Source organism: Thiocapsa sp. C2-2m (assembly GCF_041903745.1).
Lineage (GTDB): Bacteria > Pseudomonadota > Gammaproteobacteria > Chromatiales > Chromatiaceae > Thiocapsa > Thiocapsa roseilacustris.
The window spans coordinates 14,496-32,592 of the sequence record NZ_JBBWVD010000041.1 but is presented as its reverse complement, the minus strand read 5'-3'; the positions used below and the strand labels follow the sequence as shown (position 1 = coordinate 32,592).

General features: G+C 64.2%; 18 protein-coding genes and 1 pseudogene. 7 read left to right on the top strand and 12 right to left on the bottom strand.

Annotated features, from left to right (window positions below; all coding sequences use genetic code 11):
• Positions 1-2: 2 nt before the first annotated feature.
• From AADX97_RS24280 to AADX97_RS24265, 4 genes are all read right to left on the bottom strand, one after another.
• Positions 3-578, bottom strand: coding sequence for an iron-sulfur cluster co-chaperone HscB C-terminal domain-containing protein (locus AADX97_RS24280; protein ID WP_374235205.1), 576 nt, complete (start codon positions 576-578; stop codon positions 3-5).
• Positions 579-740: 162 nt separating this feature from the next.
• On the bottom strand, positions 741-1,223 hold the full coding sequence (iscR, locus tag AADX97_RS24275) for a Fe-S cluster assembly transcriptional regulator IscR (RefSeq protein WP_374235204.1): 483 nt from the start codon (positions 1,221-1,223) through the stop codon (positions 741-743).
• 85 nt (positions 1,224-1,308) lie between these two features.
• Entirely contained in the window at positions 1,309-2,076 is a 768-nt protein-coding gene (gene cysE / locus AADX97_RS24270; protein WP_374235202.1) for a serine O-acetyltransferase, read from the bottom strand.
• A 161-nt stretch (positions 2,077-2,237) separates the two neighbouring features.
• Positions 2,238-3,029 (bottom strand): RNA methyltransferase, encoded by a 792-nt coding sequence (locus AADX97_RS24265; protein ID WP_374235273.1) that lies wholly within the window; start codon positions 3,027-3,029, stop codon positions 2,238-2,240.
• Positions 3,030-3,105: 76 nt separating this feature from the next.
• Between AADX97_RS24265 and AADX97_RS24260 the strand changes: the two genes are divergently transcribed.
• The 4 genes from AADX97_RS24260 to AADX97_RS24245 all read left to right on the top strand — a co-directional run bounded on the left by AADX97_RS24260 (position 3,106) and on the right by AADX97_RS24245 (position 5,249).
• Positions 3,106-3,906, top strand: a complete 801-nt coding sequence (locus AADX97_RS24260; protein WP_374235201.1) for an inositol monophosphatase family protein — start codon at positions 3,106-3,108, stop codon at positions 3,904-3,906.
• A gap of 64 nt (positions 3,907-3,970) precedes the next feature.
• Complete coding sequence (locus tag AADX97_RS24255) at positions 3,971-4,441, top strand: aminoacyl-tRNA deacylase (RefSeq protein WP_374235200.1); 471 nt, start codon at positions 3,971-3,973, stop codon at positions 4,439-4,441.
• Between the two features lie 72 nt (positions 4,442-4,513).
• On the top strand, positions 4,514-5,005 hold the full coding sequence (locus tag AADX97_RS24250; RefSeq protein ID WP_374235198.1) for a CDP-archaeol synthase: 492 nt from the start codon (positions 4,514-4,516) through the stop codon (positions 5,003-5,005).
• A gap of 4 nt (positions 5,006-5,009) precedes the next feature.
• Entirely contained in the window at positions 5,010-5,249 is a 240-nt protein-coding gene (locus AADX97_RS24245; RefSeq protein ID WP_374235197.1) for a GGDEF domain-containing protein, read from the top strand.
• Positions 5,250-5,381: 132 nt separating this feature from the next.
• Here the strand turns inward: AADX97_RS24245 and AADX97_RS24240 are convergent, their stop codons facing one another.
• A complete protein-coding gene (locus AADX97_RS24240) occupies positions 5,382-6,356 on the bottom strand; it encodes a metallophosphoesterase (RefSeq protein WP_374235195.1) in 975 nt (324 codons plus the stop codon).
• Positions 6,357-6,698: 342 nt separating this feature from the next.
• On the opposite strand from AADX97_RS24240, the gene AADX97_RS24235 reads away from it, so the two are divergent.
• Entirely contained in the window at positions 6,699-8,126 is a 1,428-nt protein-coding gene (locus AADX97_RS24235) for a GH1 family beta-glucosidase (protein WP_374235193.1), read from the top strand.
• Positions 8,123-9,016 (top strand): glycosyltransferase, encoded by an 894-nt coding sequence (locus AADX97_RS24230; protein WP_374235192.1) that lies wholly within the window; start codon positions 8,123-8,125, stop codon positions 9,014-9,016. Before AADX97_RS24235 ends, AADX97_RS24230 begins: the two co-directional genes overlap by 4 nt.
• A 7-nt stretch (positions 9,017-9,023) precedes the next feature.
• Here the strand turns inward: AADX97_RS24230 and AADX97_RS24225 are convergent, their stop codons facing one another.
• Positions 9,024-9,209 (bottom strand): hypothetical protein, encoded by a 186-nt coding sequence (locus AADX97_RS24225; RefSeq protein WP_374235190.1) that lies wholly within the window; start codon positions 9,207-9,209, stop codon positions 9,024-9,026.
• 305 nt (positions 9,210-9,514) lie between these two features.
• Here AADX97_RS24225 and AADX97_RS24220 point away from each other — a divergent pair.
• Positions 9,515-9,715, top strand: a pseudogene (locus tag AADX97_RS24220) (fasciclin domain-containing protein); the annotation flags it as partial.
• 167 nt (positions 9,716-9,882) lie between these two features.
• Here the strand turns inward: AADX97_RS24220 and AADX97_RS24215 are convergent.
• The 6 genes from AADX97_RS24215 to AADX97_RS24190 all read right to left on the bottom strand — a co-directional run bounded on the left by AADX97_RS24215 (position 9,883) and on the right by AADX97_RS24190 (position 17,786).
• Positions 9,883-13,857: an EAL domain-containing protein gene (locus tag AADX97_RS24215; RefSeq protein ID WP_374235188.1), complete on the bottom strand. Its 3,975-nt coding sequence runs from the start codon at positions 13,855-13,857 to the stop codon at positions 9,883-9,885.
• Positions 13,858-13,987: 130 nt separating this feature from the next.
• Entirely contained in the window at positions 13,988-14,551 is a 564-nt protein-coding gene (locus AADX97_RS24210) for an EAL domain-containing protein (RefSeq protein ID WP_374235272.1), read from the bottom strand.
• A gap of 21 nt (positions 14,552-14,572) precedes the next feature.
• Positions 14,573-15,082: a hypothetical protein gene (locus tag AADX97_RS24205; RefSeq protein ID WP_374235186.1), complete on the bottom strand. Its 510-nt coding sequence runs from the start codon at positions 15,080-15,082 to the stop codon at positions 14,573-14,575.
• Between the two features lie 5 nt (positions 15,083-15,087).
• A complete protein-coding gene (locus AADX97_RS24200; protein ID WP_374235184.1) occupies positions 15,088-15,636 on the bottom strand; it encodes a chemotaxis protein CheW in 549 nt (182 codons plus the stop codon).
• A complete protein-coding gene (locus tag AADX97_RS24195; protein WP_374235182.1) occupies positions 15,626-17,425 on the bottom strand; it encodes a diguanylate cyclase in 1,800 nt (599 codons plus the stop codon). The genes AADX97_RS24200 and AADX97_RS24195 overlap by 11 nt, the downstream gene beginning before the upstream one ends.
• 10 nt (positions 17,426-17,435) lie before the next feature.
• Positions 17,436-17,786, bottom strand: coding sequence for a response regulator (locus AADX97_RS24190; protein WP_374235180.1), 351 nt, complete (start codon positions 17,784-17,786; stop codon positions 17,436-17,438).
• Positions 17,787-18,097: the final 311 nt, after the last annotated feature.

The following is an 18,097-nucleotide window of genomic DNA, read 5'->3' as shown; positions in this document are numbered from 1 at the left end:
GATCATGCCCGCATCGACAAGGCCGCGCGACGTTCCTCCGCGTCACGCCGACAGGTTCCGACGAGCTCAAGCCGGCGCAGGATCTCGCGTGCGGCGGCTAGATTCTGCGGCGACGGATCGGCGAGCACGCGCTGCAGATCCTTCTCCAAAGAAGCGCCCTGCTCGGCGAGCTGGGTCAGGATACCGGCCACCGCAGCAGCCGAATCGGGCCGACTGCTCGCCTCGTCGAGACTTTCACGCAGCTCGATCTCGGCCATCAGGAAGCCCCCGAGCGCGCCGTATTCGCCGGTGCTCGAGCCGTGGCCTTCGCTTCGGCAATCCAGTAGATCGAGAAGGTAGGCGGCGCGCGCCAAGGGATCGAGCAAGGTCCGGTACGCCAGCTCGATCTCGATCGGCGACTGCCCCGGCGCCGAGCCCTCCGGCGACCGCGAATCGCCGTAGGACGTCGCGACATCCCCGTCGAGCAGTGCGCGATAGCGCTCGGAGAGGCGGGATTGATCGACGATAAATCCGATCGGCAGATCGAAGAGATCGAAATAGTTCTTAGAGCCGTCCACAACGGCGTAGATCGTTGCCACCTGCGGCGCGCCTCGACCCGGAATCCGACAACCGAACTCGAATCCTAGTGCGTGCGGGTGACCGAAGGCAAGGGGAGAGCATCGTTTCGGCGAGGTCGCGACGCGCCTTCGTCTCCCGGGACGCCGGTCTCGCGCAACGAGACCGCGATGCAAAACCCCGATTCAGGCGTTCGCGACGATGCGCTGAACGCCGAGCTTGACATCGATGGCCGTGCAAGTGGCGCCGGGGCGGTTGCCGGTTTCGTCGCGGCGGTCAACGAGCTGCTGCAGGCTGATGTGGTTGAGATAATCGTAGATGCGGTCGCTCAAGTCATGCCAGAGATCGTGGGTCAGACAGGGGCCGTTGTTCTGGCAGTTGTGCGCGCCACCGCAGCGGGTCGTGTCGACATTCTCGTCCACCGCCGCGATCACCTCGGCGATATGAATGTCGGCGGCTTGGCGCGCCAAATTGTATCCGCCGCCGGGTCCGCGGACGCTGGTCACGAGCGCGCGTCGTCGCAGCTTCGCGAAGAGTTGTTCGAGGTAAGACAGTGAAATGCCTTGGCGTTGGGCGATGTCGGCCAACGCGATGGGGCCTTGGCCTTGATGCATGGCCAGGTCGAGCATTGCCGTGACCGCGTAGCGGCCCTTCGTGGTCAGTCTCACGTGCGCCTCGCTCTGTTAATCGATATCCCGCAATATGATACGGTACCCGACCACGGCGATCAATTAATCCATACCGAAATTACGATTAAATCGAGGTCCGGTCGGTTGCGGGCGGGATCTCGACCTCGTCGAGCGTCGGGTCGTGCTCGAAATGCTGCATGATGCCGCGGCTCTCGAGCGCTCGGGACATCTGCTCGACGCGCTGGTCCATGTGGTGGATGTGGTCGAGCATGCGGTTGATGGCGTTGGCGATTGGGTCCGGCGCATCGCGCGTGGCGCCGTAGGCATCGAAGCCGATGCGCTTGGCGGTATCGGCACGCCGGCGGGTGGTCGCGTCTTTCGCCGGCTCGATGATGCGGCCCGGGACGCCGACCACCGTCGCGCCTGCCGGAACCGATTTCACGACCACGGCATTGGAGCCGATACGCACGCCGTCGCCGATCAGGAGCGGACCCAGGACCTTGGCCCCGGCGCCGACGACCACGTCGCGCCCCAAGGTCGGATGGCGTTTGCCCTTTTGCCAGGTGGTGCCGCCCAAGGTCACCCCGTGATAGAGGGTGCAGTCGTCGCCGATCACCGCCGTTTCCCCGATCACCACGCCCATGCCGTGATCGATGAAGAAGCGGCGGCCGATCACGGCGCCCGGATGGATCTCGATCCCGGTAAAAAGTCGTGCCACATTGGAGAGCACGCGGGCGAGCCACTTGAGGTTGCGTTTCCAAAGCCGGTGGGTCAGCCGATGGATCAGCACGGCGTGCACGCCCGGATAGGTGGTGAAGACCTCGAAGCCGGTGCGCGCTGCCGGGTCGCGCTCGAAGACGCAGGCAATGTCTTCCTTCAATCGTTCGAACATAGATGCAAGCCTTTGAGACGTCTAGTGGAGCAGTGCAGAGATTCCGAGACCGTCCGAGATCATTTTCGTTGTCGTTGTCGCAGTCGTATCGATAGTCGATTACGACAACGACAACGACAACGACAACGAACGGTTTCGACATATCGGACGTGCTGCACTCGTCAGTCGGCCGGAGGTGTCGGCCGTTTGCCGCTCTTGCGTCCTTGCGCGGCGCTCAGGATGCCGCGCAGGATGTTGATCTCGACGCGATCCGGGCGCGCGCGATTGAAGAGGTGGCGCAGGCGCAGCAGCAGCTTCTTGGAGCTGTCCGGGTCGCCGAAGCCGATGTCGCGGAGGGTGTCGGCGAGGTGAGCGTGCAGACCCTCGAGCTCTTGCGCCGTGGCGAGATCACGCGGGCTCTCGGCCGACAGGGCGCTCGACGGCCCGTCCGTCTGCTCGGGTAGGCCCTCGCGCCAACAGCGGCGGATCTCGTAGGCGAAGACCTGTGCCGCTGCCGCCAGGTTGAGCGAGCTGAAGTCCGGGTTCGTCGGGATTTGGACCAGAAACTGGCAGCGCGCCAGCTCCGCATTGGTCAGGCCGGAGCTCTCGCGGCCGAGCAGCAGCGCGACCTCGCCCACGGCCGCCTCGGCGAGGAGTTGCCGGGCCGTTTCGGGCGGCTCCAGGGTCTCCCAATCGAGCGTGCGCCGGCGCGCACTCGTGCCGATCACGAGTCGGCAGCCGGCGATGGCCGCGGGTAGGTCCGCATGTATCCCAGCGCGTTGCAGCAGGTCGTCCGCACCGCAGGCACGGGCCAATGCCTCCGCATCCGGAAGCAGCTTGGGGGCGACCAGCTCCAGGCGCGAGAGGCCCATGGTCTTCATGGCCCTGGCGACGGCCCCGATGTTCCCGCCGAGGGTGGGTTCGACCAGGACGAAACGGATGCGCGCGAGCCTGTTGTCGGGGTTCTCTGTCATCATGATGCAAGTTCTTCAGAACATCAGTCGATTGTCAATCTTTGATCGGTGACGCGCATCGGTTATCTTGCACACTATGCAACACCCAAGCCTCAATATCGCCATTCGCGCCGCACGCAGTGCCGGCAAGCTCCTTCTGCGCTACATGGATCGCGTCGACTCGTTGAAGATCGAGTCCAAGAGCCGCAACGATTTCGTGAGCGACATCGATCGCGGTGCGGAGGCGCTGATCATCCAGGAGCTGCGGGCACGCTTCCCGGATCATGCGATCCTCGCCGAGGAAAGCGGCGCACAGGGTCGAGGCGATTTCCAGTGGATCATCGATCCGCTCGACGGCACGACCAACTATTTGCACGGCTTCCCGCAGTTCTCGGTCTCGATCGCGCTCAAACACAAGGGCCAGCTCGAGTGCGGCGTGGTCTATGATCCGCTGCGCGAGGAGATGTTCAGTGCCGCCCGCGGTCAGGGCGCGCAACTGAACGACCGCAAGATTCGCGTCGCCAATCGTCCCTCGCTCGAAGGTGCCCTGATCGGGACCGGCTTCCCTTTTCGCGACCAGCGCCACATCGACGTCTATCTGCGCATGTTCAAGGACATGACCCTGGCCACCGCGGGTCTGCGCCGGCCGGGCTCGGCCGCGCTCGATCTCGCCTATGTCGCGGCAGGGCGGACCGACGGATTCTGGGAGATCGGTCTTGCCGAATGGGATTGCGCGGCCGGCGCGCTCCTCATCGCGGAGGCCGGCGGCACCGTCACGGATCTCGCCGGCGGGAAGACCTTTCTCGAGACCGGCAATCTGATTGCCGGGAACCTCAAGGTGCATCGCGCGATGCTGGATCTCCTGACACCGCATCTCACCGAGCAGCTGAAGGCGTAAACCGACGAACCCCGTCTGGAGGGTCTAGACTTCTCTGTGGGTCAATCCAGCAGAGGAGGTCATCATGTCCATTCCGTGCACGCTCGAGTCTTACCTCAAGGAGCAATGCATCGACTTCACCTTGGTGCGTCATCCGCACACCGGTGCGAGCATGAATACGGCGCAGGCGGCGCATGTTCCTGGCGATCATCTGGCGAAGGGGGTCGTGGTCAACCAAGACGGGCGCTATCTCCTGGTTGTCGTCCCGGCTGACTATCATGTCCACCTTGGACGACTTCACGAGCACCTCGGCGAGCCGGTGGGGCTGGCGACCGAGGCCGAGTTGGCGGGGCTGTTCCCGGATTGCGAGCCCGGCGCCGTGCCTCCGATCGGTGCGGCCTACGAGCTGAGGACGCTCGTCGATCGCCATCTCATGGGCCTTCCGGAGGTCTACTTCGAATCCGGCGATCATGAGCACCTGATCAAGATCTCGGGGGCCGGCTTCGCTGACCTGATGCGTGCTGCAGAGGTCGTCGACGTCGGTCGACATCTTTGAGGAGTCAGGGGATGCCGCTCGGACGCGAGTGGCTCTAGTGCGGGGCGAGCGTTCGGGAATCATGCCGCGCCGATGACTCTAACCCTACAGATATTAGCGTTGGTCGTCTGGGCGAACGGCGTGCCGGTCTTGTTGCGTCTGCTCATCGGGCATCGCTGCGGGCACCCGCTCGATGGCGGACGCCTCTTTCGCGACGGACGCCCTTGGCTGGGCGCCTCCAAGACTTGGCGCGGTCTCGGCGCCGCGCTGCTGACGACGCCGCTGCTCGCCGTTCTCATCGGCCTACCCTGGCTTATCGGCCTGATCGCCGCTCTGGGCGCCATGTCGGGGGATCTCCTCGCGAGCTTCATCAAGCGGCGTCTGGGGCGGCGGCCGAGTGAATCCATCCTCTTGTTGGATCAGATCCCGGAGGCGCTCATCCCGGCGATCATGCTCATGCCTGTCTTGGATCTCTCGGCATCCCGGGTCGCGATCGTCGTGATCGGCTTCACGTTGATCGATCTGTTGCTGACGCCGGTTGCGGCGCGGCTGCGTCGCCGCCAGTTCCCGTCATCCGATTGCTGAGTTGATGCTGATCTTGCCCGGCACGACCCCGGAGGATGTTTGCCGTCGTTTGGATGAGCTGCGATCCGCCGTCACGAGCCTGCGGTTGCACTGCAACGGCATCGAATTACCCACGATCTCGATCGGATCGGCGGCGGCTGATCCGCATGCGTTGGAGGCGACCGATCTGATCCGCCGTGCCGATCTGGCCCTGTCCCGTGCGAAGGCTCAGGGGCGCAACTGCGTCCTGGACTTAGGCGGCTAAGGCGAAGTCCGGAAACCTTCATGCCAAGGGCGTAGGTTGTGCCGAGCCGTGCGAGGCACAACCAACCGTAGGAGCAAGTTGTGCTTCCTATCGTCAGCACAACCTACGGGTATGGAAGTTTGCAGAAATCGCCTAAAGGGGTGCGCGCCGCAACTCATGCAGGGTGACCTCGGGAAGGCAGTTGAGTCGGGCGTTGACCACCGAGGTGCCGGCACCGACCGAGGTGTAGCCGATCAGCGCGCCGTAGCGCCAGGGGCCTGCGGCCATGGCGCGTGGGCAACGGGCGTCCCAGACGACGGGGATGCCGCCGGGCAGACAGATCTGGCCGCCATGGGTGTGACCGCTCAGCATCAGGCTGAAGCCCGCATGGGCGGCTAGCCGATAGATCTCGGGGGTGTGCGAGAGGAGGATGGAGACGGCATCGTCCGGGATATCGGCGGTGGCGCGGTCGATGTTGTGGACTTGATAGTAGTGGGCATCGTCGACACCGGCGAGGTGGAGCAGCTGGCCGTCGCGCTCGATGACGACGGCCTCGTTCAGCAACAGTCGAATCCCGAGCTCTTCGAGTCCCGGTACCAAGCGCAGGGTGTCGTGATTGCCGAGCACCCCGTAGACCGGCCCCTTGAGCTGGAGTCGGATCGTCGCCATGCCCGCAAGTACGCGATCGATCGGCCCGAAGGTGCGGGCGCGATAGTCGCCGGTCAGCACGCAGAGGTCATAGTTCAGGCTGCGCACGCACTCACTAATGGCGTGGGTGTTGCGGTCCTCCATGTCCACGTGCAGATCGGTCAGATGCAGGATGCGAAAGCCCTCGAAGGCCGAGGGCAGGCCCGCGACGGCGACGCGGTGATGTTTCACTTGGATGCTGCAGGCGTTGCGCTGGGCGCGGGCGTAGAGTCCGCTGAGACGCAAACAGGTGCGAATCACGCCGTGAACCGAGTACCAATTCTCGGGGTAGAAGAAGTGGGCGCCGGGGCGGCGCAGCACGAAGACCTCGTGGTCGCCTTCCAGCCCCAAGCGTTGGCGCAGATGGGTGCGGCCGATGCGTGCGGCTAGGCCGGTGAGGTCGATCCCGTGGTGGTCGTTTGTCGTGTCTTCGGTGTTCATGCCCTGCTCGATGCCTTGGCGGTCGTGGAAAGACGAGGTTGCGATCTGTCCTGTCCGGATCTCGATTCAACCCGCCCGAGCTTATACGGAGCGCACGTCGTTTTTCGCAAAGCAGGGTGCGTCCCGCGCGCGTCGGGACAAGGCGCGCCGACGAGGCATAGCGACCCCTAAGGCGAGGAGGCGCAACGCCGGCCCGGCGTGCGCGGGGCCGGCGATGCGGCGAAAAACCCACGTCCGCTCGGTATATCATACGGCAGTGCTCGAAAATGTGACCTGCATCCTGCGCGTGGGCGCTGTCTTTTACCGTCCGGCAATGGGTTTGGGTGGAGAGGCTCCAGGACGATGCGAATCCAATTTCCCGAGGATCTGACCTGGGGTGCCGCCACAGCAGCCTTTCAGATCGAAGGCGCCCCCGATCTCGACGGCAAAGCGCCCTCGATCTGGGATCGCTTCACGGCGCGCCCGGGGCGTGTGCAGGACGGCAGCCACGCGGCTGTCGCCTGCGATCATTATCGCCGTTACGCCGACGATCTGGATCTAATGGCGACGCTTGGCCTGGGCGCCTATCGCTTCTCGATCTCTTGGCCGCGGGTGGTGAGCGGCCCGGACGGCCGGGTCAACCGGCGTGGCCTGGATTTCTACGATCGGCTGGTCGACGGGCTGCACGAGCGCGGCATTCGGCCCTTTGCGACCCTGTATCACTGGGATCTCCCCGGGTTCGAGCAGCGGCGCGGCGGCTGGGAGGTGCGCGCGTCGGCCTGGCGTTTCGCCGATTACGCCGAGGTCGTCGCGCGTCGCCTCGGGGATCGGGTCAAGCATTGGGTCACTATCAACGAGCCACTGACGGTCGTCGTCGCGGGTTACGTCTCCGGCGATCATGCGCCGGGCCGGCGTAATCCCTTGCTGGCGTTTCGTGTCGCCCATCATCTGCTGCTGGCCCACGGTGCGGCATTGCAGCGTCTGCGCGGTGTGGTGCCGGATGCTCAGGTCGGACCTGCGCTCAATCTTTTTCCGGTGATCCCACGGCGGCGCGGCGATGTCCGGATCGCCGAGCGGATCGATGCGCTGGCGAATCGGCTCTTCGCCGATCCTATTCTGGCCGGCAGGTATCCGAACCCGGTTCGGCGTCTCCTCTCGGCCTTCAATTGGACCTTGCGCCCGGGCGACCTGGACCTGATCGGCCAGCCGGTCGACTTCGTCGGCGTGAACCATTATTCGCGCATCATCATCGAGCGTAGCCGGCTGCCCTGGCTCGGCTTTCGACTGGCGCGCAGTCCGAATCCGAATGCGGCGCATACCGACATGGACTGGGAGATTTACCCGCGCAGTTTTCTCGACACGCTCACTTGGCTGCGCGAGCGTTACGACAATCCGCCGGTCTATATTACGGAGAACGGTGCGGCCTTCGCCGACCGGGTGGAGGCCGACGGCAGCGTGCAGGACGCGGCGCGGCGCGATTATCTGGAGGCCTATCTCTTCATGCTGCGCAAGGCGCTGGATGCCGGCAGCGATATTCGCGGCTATTTCGTGTGGAGTCTGCTGGACAATTTCGAATGGGCCTTGGGCCTGTCCAAGCGCTTCGGGCTCGTCCACGTCGACTACGACACACTGAAACGTACACCCAAGTCGAGTGCCTACTGGTATGCATCGGTCTGCCGTACGGGCGGGTTCGATCTCCCCGAGCCCAGGTACCGATCCTTGCTCGCCACGGCGCTCGACGACTCGCTCGATCTGATCGAAGAGCATGACCTCGCGAGGGCAACATCATGAAGGTAAGCGTTATTATTCCTGCGTTGAACGAGTCCGGTCTGCTGCCCAAGCTGCTCGATCGGCTCGACCGACAGACCTTTCGCGACTTCGAGATCATCGTCGCCGACGCCGGCTCGACCGACGGCACGCGCGAGATCTGTCGCTCGCGCGGCGTCACCGTCGTCGACGGGGGGATGCCGGCGGTCGGACGCAACCGGGGCGCGGCCGTCGCAAAGGGTGCGCGTCTGTTCTTTTTCGACGCCGATGTCCTTCCGCCGGATGACTTTCTGGAGAAGGCCCTCGCGGAGATGGACGCCGAAGGCATGCGGCTTGCCACCTGTTGGTTCGAGCCGGACTCGGAGAATCCGCTCGACGAGCTGCTCTTCGAGCTCGCCAACACCTTTGTCAAGCTCAGCCTCAAGACGGATCCACATGCCGGCGGATTTGCGATCTTCGTCGATCGTGAGCTGTTCGACCGCGTCGGGGGATTCGACGAGTCGCTGCGTCTCGCCGAGGACCATGACTTCGTCAAGCGCGCGGCCAGCCATGCGCCCTTGCACATGCTCGAGTCCACCCGGATCCGCATGAGCGTGCGGCGCCTGGAGAAGGACGGGCGGTTCAGCTACAGCGCCAAGTGTATTCAAGTCGAGCTGTACCGCCTTTTCAAGGGCGAGGTCACCGAGGATATTGTCGAATACGGATTCGAATACGAGGAGAAGGACAAGGCCGATGGAATGGACGAAACGCTGAAACGTTTACGCGAGCGGATGGAGCAGTGGCGCGCCGAGCACGCTGCAATGATCCGCCGGATCTCCAAGGAGGTGACCCCGGAGGTCCAGGATGCTATGACCGAGATCAGACGGAATTTCGACTCCCTGAAGGAGTCCGTCCGGGCCTATCTCTCGCGCTGAGGCGCGATCAACGCTTGTCGCGGGACGGCTCCTCGGCAGCGCTCTGCGCTGCCGACTCGCCTTCGTGCTCGGCCTCCGGCTTCTCGGCGCCGTGGGTCGGCTGCTTCAACGCCTTCATCTGGGAGTAGGCGAACCAGAAGAGGCCACCCGCGATCAACAAGACTTCGATTCCCTTAACGGCTCCGGCTGACATGCATGCGTCTCCTGTCGGTTTAAGTCTGGTGTACAAACGATGGGCAAGACCGGCTTCGGTCTTCTCAACCATATTTGCGGATACCGAATAAAATCAATGGCAGTGGGCGAGATAAAGGATCCGAGGCGCTTCTGGAACGGTTTCAATCCCAGGTAGTCAAGCCCGCAAGGGTGAAATGACCATGTTCTGAAAAGAGTATTTATTGTCTCTGTTCATGTCGACCTAATGCTTGAGCGCTTGGTTAGGTAAATGCGGTAGCAGCGCGGCCCTGACGTCGCGTTCGCTACCGAAGCAATCCTTCAACTCGTTCACAGATCTCGGCACACATCGCCCCCGGTCGCCTGAGCGCGACTCAGATGATGCAGGGTCTAACCGCCACCAATATGGCCGGAGAGCCGGTGCCGGTGGGCGTTCAAGGCAATCTGAAGGTAGGTGATGCGACAGTATCGCAGTCGATCGTCGCCAAGAACGGCATCGTCCATGTCATCGATCGCGTCATGCTTTAATCGGATCGGGCGGATCACCCGCCCTTGTGACATCAAAGGGCGTGCCGCGGCGGTCTGGACCCTGCGGTGCGCCCTTTTCGATGGTTCGTCCGCCATTCCACAGCGCGGCTCGATCACCAAAGCCGCCGCTTCGCGCTATACGGCGTGCGCTTTGGCCCCTTGGCGGCTCAGTCGATCGGCTCGGCCCCCGGCTCGATGATCAATCCTCGAAGCACCCCCTCGATGCGGTCGGCTGGTTTCGGTCGGCAGAACAGGTAGCCTTGCGCCTCCCCGCAGCCGTGCTCGATCAGGAAGTTTCTCTGAGCCGTTGTCTCGACCCCTTCCGCGATGACCTGAAGTCCGAGATTCGCACCCAGCCCGATGATCGCCCTGACGATGGTTTCCGCCTGGGACTCTCCGGCATGTCCGCTGCCGATCTCGGCGAGGAACGAGCGGTCGATCTTCAGCGTCTGCACCGGGAGTCGGTTGAGGTAGCTCAAGGACGCGTAACCGGTCCCGAAATCATCGATCGCGAGTGTGAAGCCGGTGTCGTGCAGATCCGACAAGACCTCGACCGCCAGGTCGATCGAGCGCATGGCCGCGCTCTCCGTGACCTCGATCTCCAAGAGCCCGGGATCGATTCCGACCTCGGCTGCGATTTCCGAGATCCGCCCGGCAAGCCCGGCCTGATAAAGCTCGGCAGCGCTGAGGTTGAACGCCACCGGCACCGAAGGAACCCCGGCCCTGCGCCAAGCGGCGATCTGCTCACAGACGAGTCGCACGACCATGGGTCCGATGAGCAGGATCAATCCGCTGGACTCGGCGATCGGGATGAAGCGATCCGGCGGGATCAACCCGAGCTCCGGGTGATTCCACCGCAACAATGCCTCCAAACCCCGAATGCGGCCGCTGATGATGTCGACACGCGGCTGGTAATGAAGCAGCAGCTCATGACGCTCGATCGCGCGGCGCAGGGCCTGCTCGAGCCGAAACTGCTCCTGCAGAGCATCATTCAAGGCCGAGGTAAAGAATCGATGCAGCCCGCGGCCTTCCCTTTTTGCGCCGTGCAGCGCGGTGTCCGCATGACTGATTAGCTCCTCGGCCGTACTCGCATCCTCCGGATAGAGCGCGATGCCGATGCTGCAGCTCACCACGACGCCATGCTCGCCGAGGGCGATCGGTTTGGCCAGCGCGTCGCAGATCCGATCGGCAAGCACAGAGGCATCCTCGACCCGCCGCAGCCCGGTGGCCATGGCGATGAAGTTGTCGCCGCTGAATCGGGCCAGGGTATCCTCGTCCCGCAGGAGCGGCAGCCAGCGTTCGGCCACCGAGCGCAACAGCTCATCGCCCGCCGGGTGACCGAGCGAGTCGTTCACGGACCTCAGATCGTCTAGGTCGATCGAGAAGAGCGCGAGAATTCTGTCGGACTGACGGGCGGCGATCAGTGCCTGCTCGACGTGCTCACGCATCAATGTCCGATTGGGCAGGCCGGTGAGCGGATCGTACCGGGCCAGGTAACTCACCTGCTGCGCGAGTGCCTTGCGGTCGGTGATATCTTCGGCCAGCTTGACGTAATGGGTGACCAAGCCCTGCTCGTTGCGTAACGGCGTGATGTGGGCATACTCCCAATAGGGGTCGCCCGACTTTTTGCGATTCTGAAATTCCCCGGTCCAGACCTCGCCGTGTTGCAGCTCGCTCCAAATCTCCGAATTCTCGTCCGCGGTGCGGGTCGCGAATCGCAGGATATCGACCGGTTGACCCAGAACCTCCTGCGGCCGATACCCGGTGCTCGCGCAGAAGCGTGCATTGACGTACTCGATGGTCCCCGCGATGTCGGTAATCAGCACGATGCTCGGGCTTTGCTCGACCACCAGCGCGAGCCTTTCGATCTCGGCCTCCCGAGCCTTGTGCTCGGTGCCATCCAAGAGGCCGCCGTAGAGTCGACGCAGGGTCGGGTCGGCGTCGTCGGCGACGCATTCGGTCGTGGCGCGGAGCCAGCGTACCGCCCCGTCCTTGCGGCGCAGACGCAGCTCGCAATCGGCCCTGGTCCCCGGGACGAGTCCTGCGACCTTGTGGTTGAAGACCCCGATATCCTCCTCGATGACTAAACGGCGCCAGCATCCCATCTCCAACACCTCGGCCAAGGTGTAGCCTGACAGTGCCTCGATCGAGTCAGTCATCCAGTCGATTCGGAAACCATCGCCGGGATGCTCCACACAGGAGTAGGCGACGTCGCTCATGATGGCGGTGACGCGCCGATAAAGCTTCTCGCTGGCCGCCAGACCGACCTCGAACGCGGTCCTGAGCAAGGCCCCGGCGACCACCTCGCCGATCACTTGCAGCATCCGGATCTCGTCGTTGCTCCAGGAACGCGTTCGAGTGACCGCATCGAGCCCGAGCGCGCCCCAGACGCGGCCGCGTCTGGTCATGGGGATGGTCAAGAACGAGCGCACGCCCTGGCGCTCGAGCTCGGCACGCTCGGCTGCGGCCTCCGCCGGGAGCGCCGAGACATCCGGGATCAGAACAGGATCGCGTCCCGTCAGGCGCTCGCCCCACCAGCGATACTCGAGCAGCGAAAGCGCCTGGCATTCGTCGATGAAGGGCGGTATGCCGGCGGCGCACCATTCATGCGTCATGTCGAGGCGCTCATCGTTGTTCGAGAGTCGAAGCAGATAGCTGCGCTCGCACCCGAATGCGCCGCCGATGCGCTCGAGCGACCAGTCAATGGCATGCTCGAGCGTCTCGCCCGTGGCATCGATCAGTCGTGACGAGATCTGCGCGACCAGCGCCTGCAGATCCAACTGGCGTTTCAGTCCCTGATCTGCCTGCTCGCGCTCGGTGACATCGGTCACGATCCCGTGAAAATAGAGAAGTTGCCCGTCCGGGCCAAAGACGCTGCGTGTCTCCTCCTCGACCCAATGCTCGGAGCCATCCGCCCAACAGACCCGATAGGTCTGCCGGAAGACGTCGCGCTGCTCTTGAACAAAGGTCTGGAAGGCAGCGACCAAGGGGTCGCGGTCTTGCGCATGAACGAGGTCCAGGTAGGTCAAACGACGCGCGAGGAGTTGCTCGAGCGAATAGCCCCAGCGGCGAACGTTCGGCGAGGCATAGATGACCGGCCAACCTGGCTCCGGCGCCCAATGAAACGCGATCGTGGAGCTGGCATCGATGACCTCGGAGGCCATGCCGAGTGCCGTTTCGAGCGCCACCTTGTCGGTCACGTCCAGATTCGAGCCGCGGTGTCCGAGCGCACGTCCGCCGTCGCCGCTGACCGGGGTGCACAGATGCTCAATGCAGCGCAGCTCGCCCGTGCGGGTGTAGATCCGAAACCGCAGCGGTTTGAATCGCTGGGTCGAGTGCGCGCCGTGGAGATGTGTGAGATATCCCTCGCGGTCCTCCGGATGGATGATCCGCAAGAAGAGATCCGCGTCCTTCAGGAAGGCCGCCGCCGGATAGCCGGTGATGCGCGCGCAGGCCGGGGAGACATAGCGGAAGCGTCCGTCCTCGCCCATCCAATAGGCCCAGTCCGGCGCGAAGTCGGCGACGATGTGATAGCGCTCTTCCTGAATGCGCAGGCGCCGGTTGGCGGCGACCAGATCCTCGCGCTGCGCGACCTGCTCGGTTTGATCCACCAGGTTGCAGACGATCTCCGCTTCGTTGCCGTCCATTTCGGTGAGACGGATCAGACGCAGATCGGCGATCAGGATGCTGTCACCCTGACCCCGCAGACGAATCTCTCTGCAATCCGCGCGGCCGGTCTTGCGGGCATCGAGCATTGCATTTTCGAGCAGTCTCGTCTGTTCCTCGACAGCGAGATGGGTGAAGAGTCGACGATCGAACGGCAGCAGCCGCTGCGCCGCCGCGTTGCCTTCCTTCACGCGACCTTGGGCATTGATCAGCAAGACCGGGAAGGGTAGCTCGCGATAAAGCCGGGTGAAGCGGGCGAGCGCGCGCTCGGTGATCTGACGGCTCTCGTGCAGTGCCTGTTGCTGGATGTGCAGCTCGGCATGGTAGATATGGAGCTCCTCGAGGAGCCTCTCGAAATCCAGATTGCCCTGCTCGAATGCCTCGATGGTCTCGTCGAAGGTATGGTCGCGCAGGATCCGGCGTGCGCGCTCGCGCAGATCCGTCATCTCGGCGGCGTCCAATCTATGTGTCGTCATCGCGTCGTCACGCCTCGCCGAGCGCCCCCTCGGCCCTTGGAACAGGATGCTGTGGCTCTTCGCCCGTCCGCGGAGGGGCGACTGCCGCTATCGGCCCGCCGGCCTCGCTCCTCAACTCTTCAAGGTCGAGTCAAGACAAGAGCCGAACGACCGTCTCTGGCGGCACCGGCGGGCTGAAGAGATAGCCTTGTGCTTGGCGGCAGCTGACCCCGAGCAGAAACCGTCGCTGTGCCTCCGTTTCGACCCCCTCGGCCAGGACATCGAACCCCAGGCTGTCGCCGAGCGTGGTGATGGCGGTGCCGATGGCCGCGCTGGCGGGGTCGTCCGGAAGTCCGCTGATGAAGCCCCGGTCAATCTTGAGTGTATCGAACGGCAGGCCCTTGAGATAGGCCAGCGATGAATAGCCGGTCCCGAAGCGCTCGATCGCTCGGTTCAACTCGGAGGTCAAGGTCACGCGCTCGCGCGCGTGATCCGTCAGACCGCACGCAGAGTGGCGGTAGCTGTTGCCGCCGGCCTCGCGGGCCTGGTAAAGGGCGGCATCGCCGTTCTGCATGAGCTCCGAGACGTCGGCACCGTCCTCGGGATAGACGCCGATTCCGATGCTCGCGCTCATGAAGAGCTCCGTGGCCTCGACCGTCAAGGCTTTGTTCAGACTCCGGCCGATACGCTCCGCCATCAGCGCGGCACGGGCGATCGCCCTGTCGCTGTTGGTCGATCATCCGTGCTGGCGTCGTGTTGCATGAACCGAGGGTGCCTTGCATCCCTCTTCCGGAAGCCGCCGGGGGTCGAGCAGGATGGCGAGGTCGTCCGCGTTGGTCGTCGAGACTGTAACGAGCCCGAGCACGCAGGGCAGCTTGGACAGCGCCTCCAAGAGTGCGGGTAGTGGATGGATTGCGTCGACCGGTGCGCGCAGCAGCCAGACCGGCTCCTCGATGCGCACGCCGGGACTCTGCGCCCCGACCGACGCGCCGTCCTGCAAGGTGTGTCTAAACCGGAGCAGACGCTCGCGCGATCCAGGCGTGTGGGCAGAGGCAGTAGAGGATCCGCGCGCGAGGCCGAGCAGATCGGCCAATGACGGCGCTCGCGCGTCCGGGGTCCCGGTGGGATCGGCGACGCCCTGGATGAGCGCGGAGTCAACGGCGAACCTGAGCGTGCCGAGGTTGAAGATCACCAGATCGATCCCGCCGCCGTCGCCCTCGTTTTGCGCCTCGTGTCTGCGCTCCATCCGCGTCACCGTTGATCCGGCAACAGGGTCTGAAATACCCGATCCAGATCGAGTAGGATCACGATCTGACCCCGATGCTCGAACACCCCGGTTGCGAGCCCGCGCAGGGGCTCGGGCAAGCTGTCCGGCGGGGCTTGGATGGAGCCCTCGGTCACGTCCAAGACGTCGACCACCCGATCGACCCGCAACCCGCTGCGCACCTGCGTGCCTTGGCCGAGCAGGATGGCCGAGCGGCGGGCGGACGGGACATGCGTCATGCCCAACAGATCGCCGAGGCGCACCACCGATGCGATGTCGCCGCGGACATTGATGACGCCTTCCAAGGCCGGCGGGCAACCCGGAACGAAGTGGATGGTCGTGAGCGGGAGGATCTCCGCCAGCACGCGCGCCGGGAAGGCAAGCAACGCCTCGTCGACCACGAAGATCACGAGCTTGACCTTGGCGGTTTCGACCTCGACGATCCGAGCGCCGGCTTCGCGCCGCCGGTCTAGGATCATGTCCAGCGTGTTGCGGTCGGATCGGTCGGTCGTCGATTCGGTTCGCTCAGGATCCATCGGATGTCTCCGGCGATCCGGGTGCGGGTTCGGTCAGCGCGTCTTGCACCGTCGCGATCTCGACCCGATTGCGTCCGCCCTTCTTGGCTCGGTAGAGCGCCCGGTCGGCCGCCTCGGTCATGGCGTCCGGGGTGTCGAAGGTCGGAAAGTCCGAGACGCCGACGCTGAAGGTGCAGCGGAACTCCTGTCCGTCCGAGAAGAAGGTGACATTGGAAAAGCTGGTGCGCAGGGCGTCGAGGATGCGCTTGGCCTGCTCGATGCCTGCGCCGTTCAGAACCACCGCGAACTCCTCCCCGCCGTAGCGTCCGACCATGTCGTCCTCGCGCAGGCGCAGGCGCAGCGTCCGGCTCAGCGCCATGAGGACCTGATCGCCGGTCGGATGGCCGTAGGTATCGTTGACCGATTTGAAATGATCGACGTCGATCATGGCGAAGCACAGGGGCGTCCCGGCGCGGCGTGCGTTCGCCACCGCGACCTCGAGAAACTGCATGATGGCGTTGTGGTTGAAAAGCCCGGTCAGACCGTCGCGGACCATCAGCGAGTGCAGGATGCGCATCCGCTCGGCCCGCAGACCGACCTCGGCGATCAGCCGGTCCGGCTCGATCGGTTTGGTCAGAAAGCCGTCGGCGCCGACGGCGAGCGCCTTGTGCTGGCGCTCCACGTCCGTCTCGGAGGAGACATAGATGATCGGCAGGCTCACATGCCCGGGGATCTGGCGCAGGATCCGAGACAGCTCCGGCCCCGAGCAATCCGGCATGTACATGTCCATCAGCACCAGGTCGGCGTCGAAGGTCTCGAGCAGACTCAGCACCTGCACGGGTTCGCTCACCGCTTTGGCGACCATGCCGGCCTCCTCCAGCACCGTGGCGTGGAACTGGGCCAGCTCGCGGTCGTCGTCCACCACCAGGACGTTGATAGGCTCGGGCGGATGCGGGTTGGTGAGCCGATCGAGGAACTCCAAGAGCTCGACCGTCTTGATCGGCTTGGTGCAGTAGGCGCTGCCGCCGGCACGCACCGCTTGGAGGCGCCCGCCGAAGTCGTCGCGACAGGAGATGAAGATGCAGGGAATCGCCTTGTCCTCCCCGGCCGCGAGCTCGGCCAGCATCTTCGGCCCGGCGTTCTCGTCCTCCGGGAAGACGATGTCTAGGATCATCGCCGACGGGCGTTCGGTGTCGACCGCCGCGCGCAGGTCGGCGAGGTTCGTGAAGGCCCGCACGCGATAGCCGAAACAGCCGAGCTGACTGGCCAGTTGTGCGGCAAGATCCGGGTCGTCGTCGCAGAGATAGACCGTCCGCTGACTGCGATCCGCAGGTTGCTCGGGACGTGTGTCGGGTGCTTGTCCGGATGTCGGCTCGGGCTGCGGCTCCGGCCCGGGAAGCTCGAATCCGGGAGCCACGTCTGGGTCCACCTGCACATCGGCGGCGAGCGCCAAGGCATCCACCTGGTCCAGGATTCGGTCGAGCTCGGCCCGCAGCGCGGCCTCGACCAGCCCGTCCGAGTCCATCGCATGACGCACGGTCTGCTCGGCGCGCTTGGCGGCATCGCTGATCTTTCGGAAGCCGAAGGTGGCGCCCGATCCCTTCAGGGTGTGGAAGAGGACGTAGAGTGCGTCGAGCTGCGCGTGATCGAGCTCGCCCGCGCGCAGCTCGGCGACGGCACGGCGCGCATCGGCAAGACGCCCGGGCAGTTGCGACAGAAAGGATGCGCGCAGACGTGCCTTGCGGATCTGGAATGATTCGGCCTTGTTCGGCGCGGCGGGCGAGGGGGCGTTTCCCCGTTCGGCGACCATGGTTTCCTCGTTAAATACCGGCGACGGCTGCCGGCAATGTGGCCTCGAGCGACGCATCCTTTGTCAGGCAGGCGGCAAGGTCGGGTACCTGCGCGCGCAGCGGCGCCGGGTCGTCCCCGGTCAGGAGGACGAAGGGGATCGAGATGCCCCGATCGCGCATCTCCCGAAACAGGTCCAAGCCGCTCAACAGCGGCATATGCATGTCCGAGATGACGAGGTCGAATCCCTCGCCTTCCTCGCCGAAGGCGTCGAGTGCCTCCACGCCGCTCTCGACGAGCTTACAGTCGTGCCCTTCCGCATCCAGAATGGCCTCGGCCATCGCTCCTGCGAAGGGGTCATCGTCGACGATCAAGATACGCATGACAAGTCGTCCTGAGTCACGTTCCAAAAATAAGCTGAGCACGAATCTAAACCGCGCCCGGTGCGGTATGCGTCGTTCGTTGGATTGGCTTGGCCGCGCCAGCTCCGATAACTGTCGGACCTGGCACGGTTTAAAGTACGAGAAAATATTCAATTTTAAACCGCGTCTCCACAAAGGTCGGAAAAGTCCTTGAGCCCGACACAAGATGAAAATAACGCATTTCACTCTGGACGCGGTTTAATCGTTGTCGTTGTCGTTGTCGTTGTCGTTGTCGATCACGACAACGAAATCACAACCGTGGCAAAGGAATT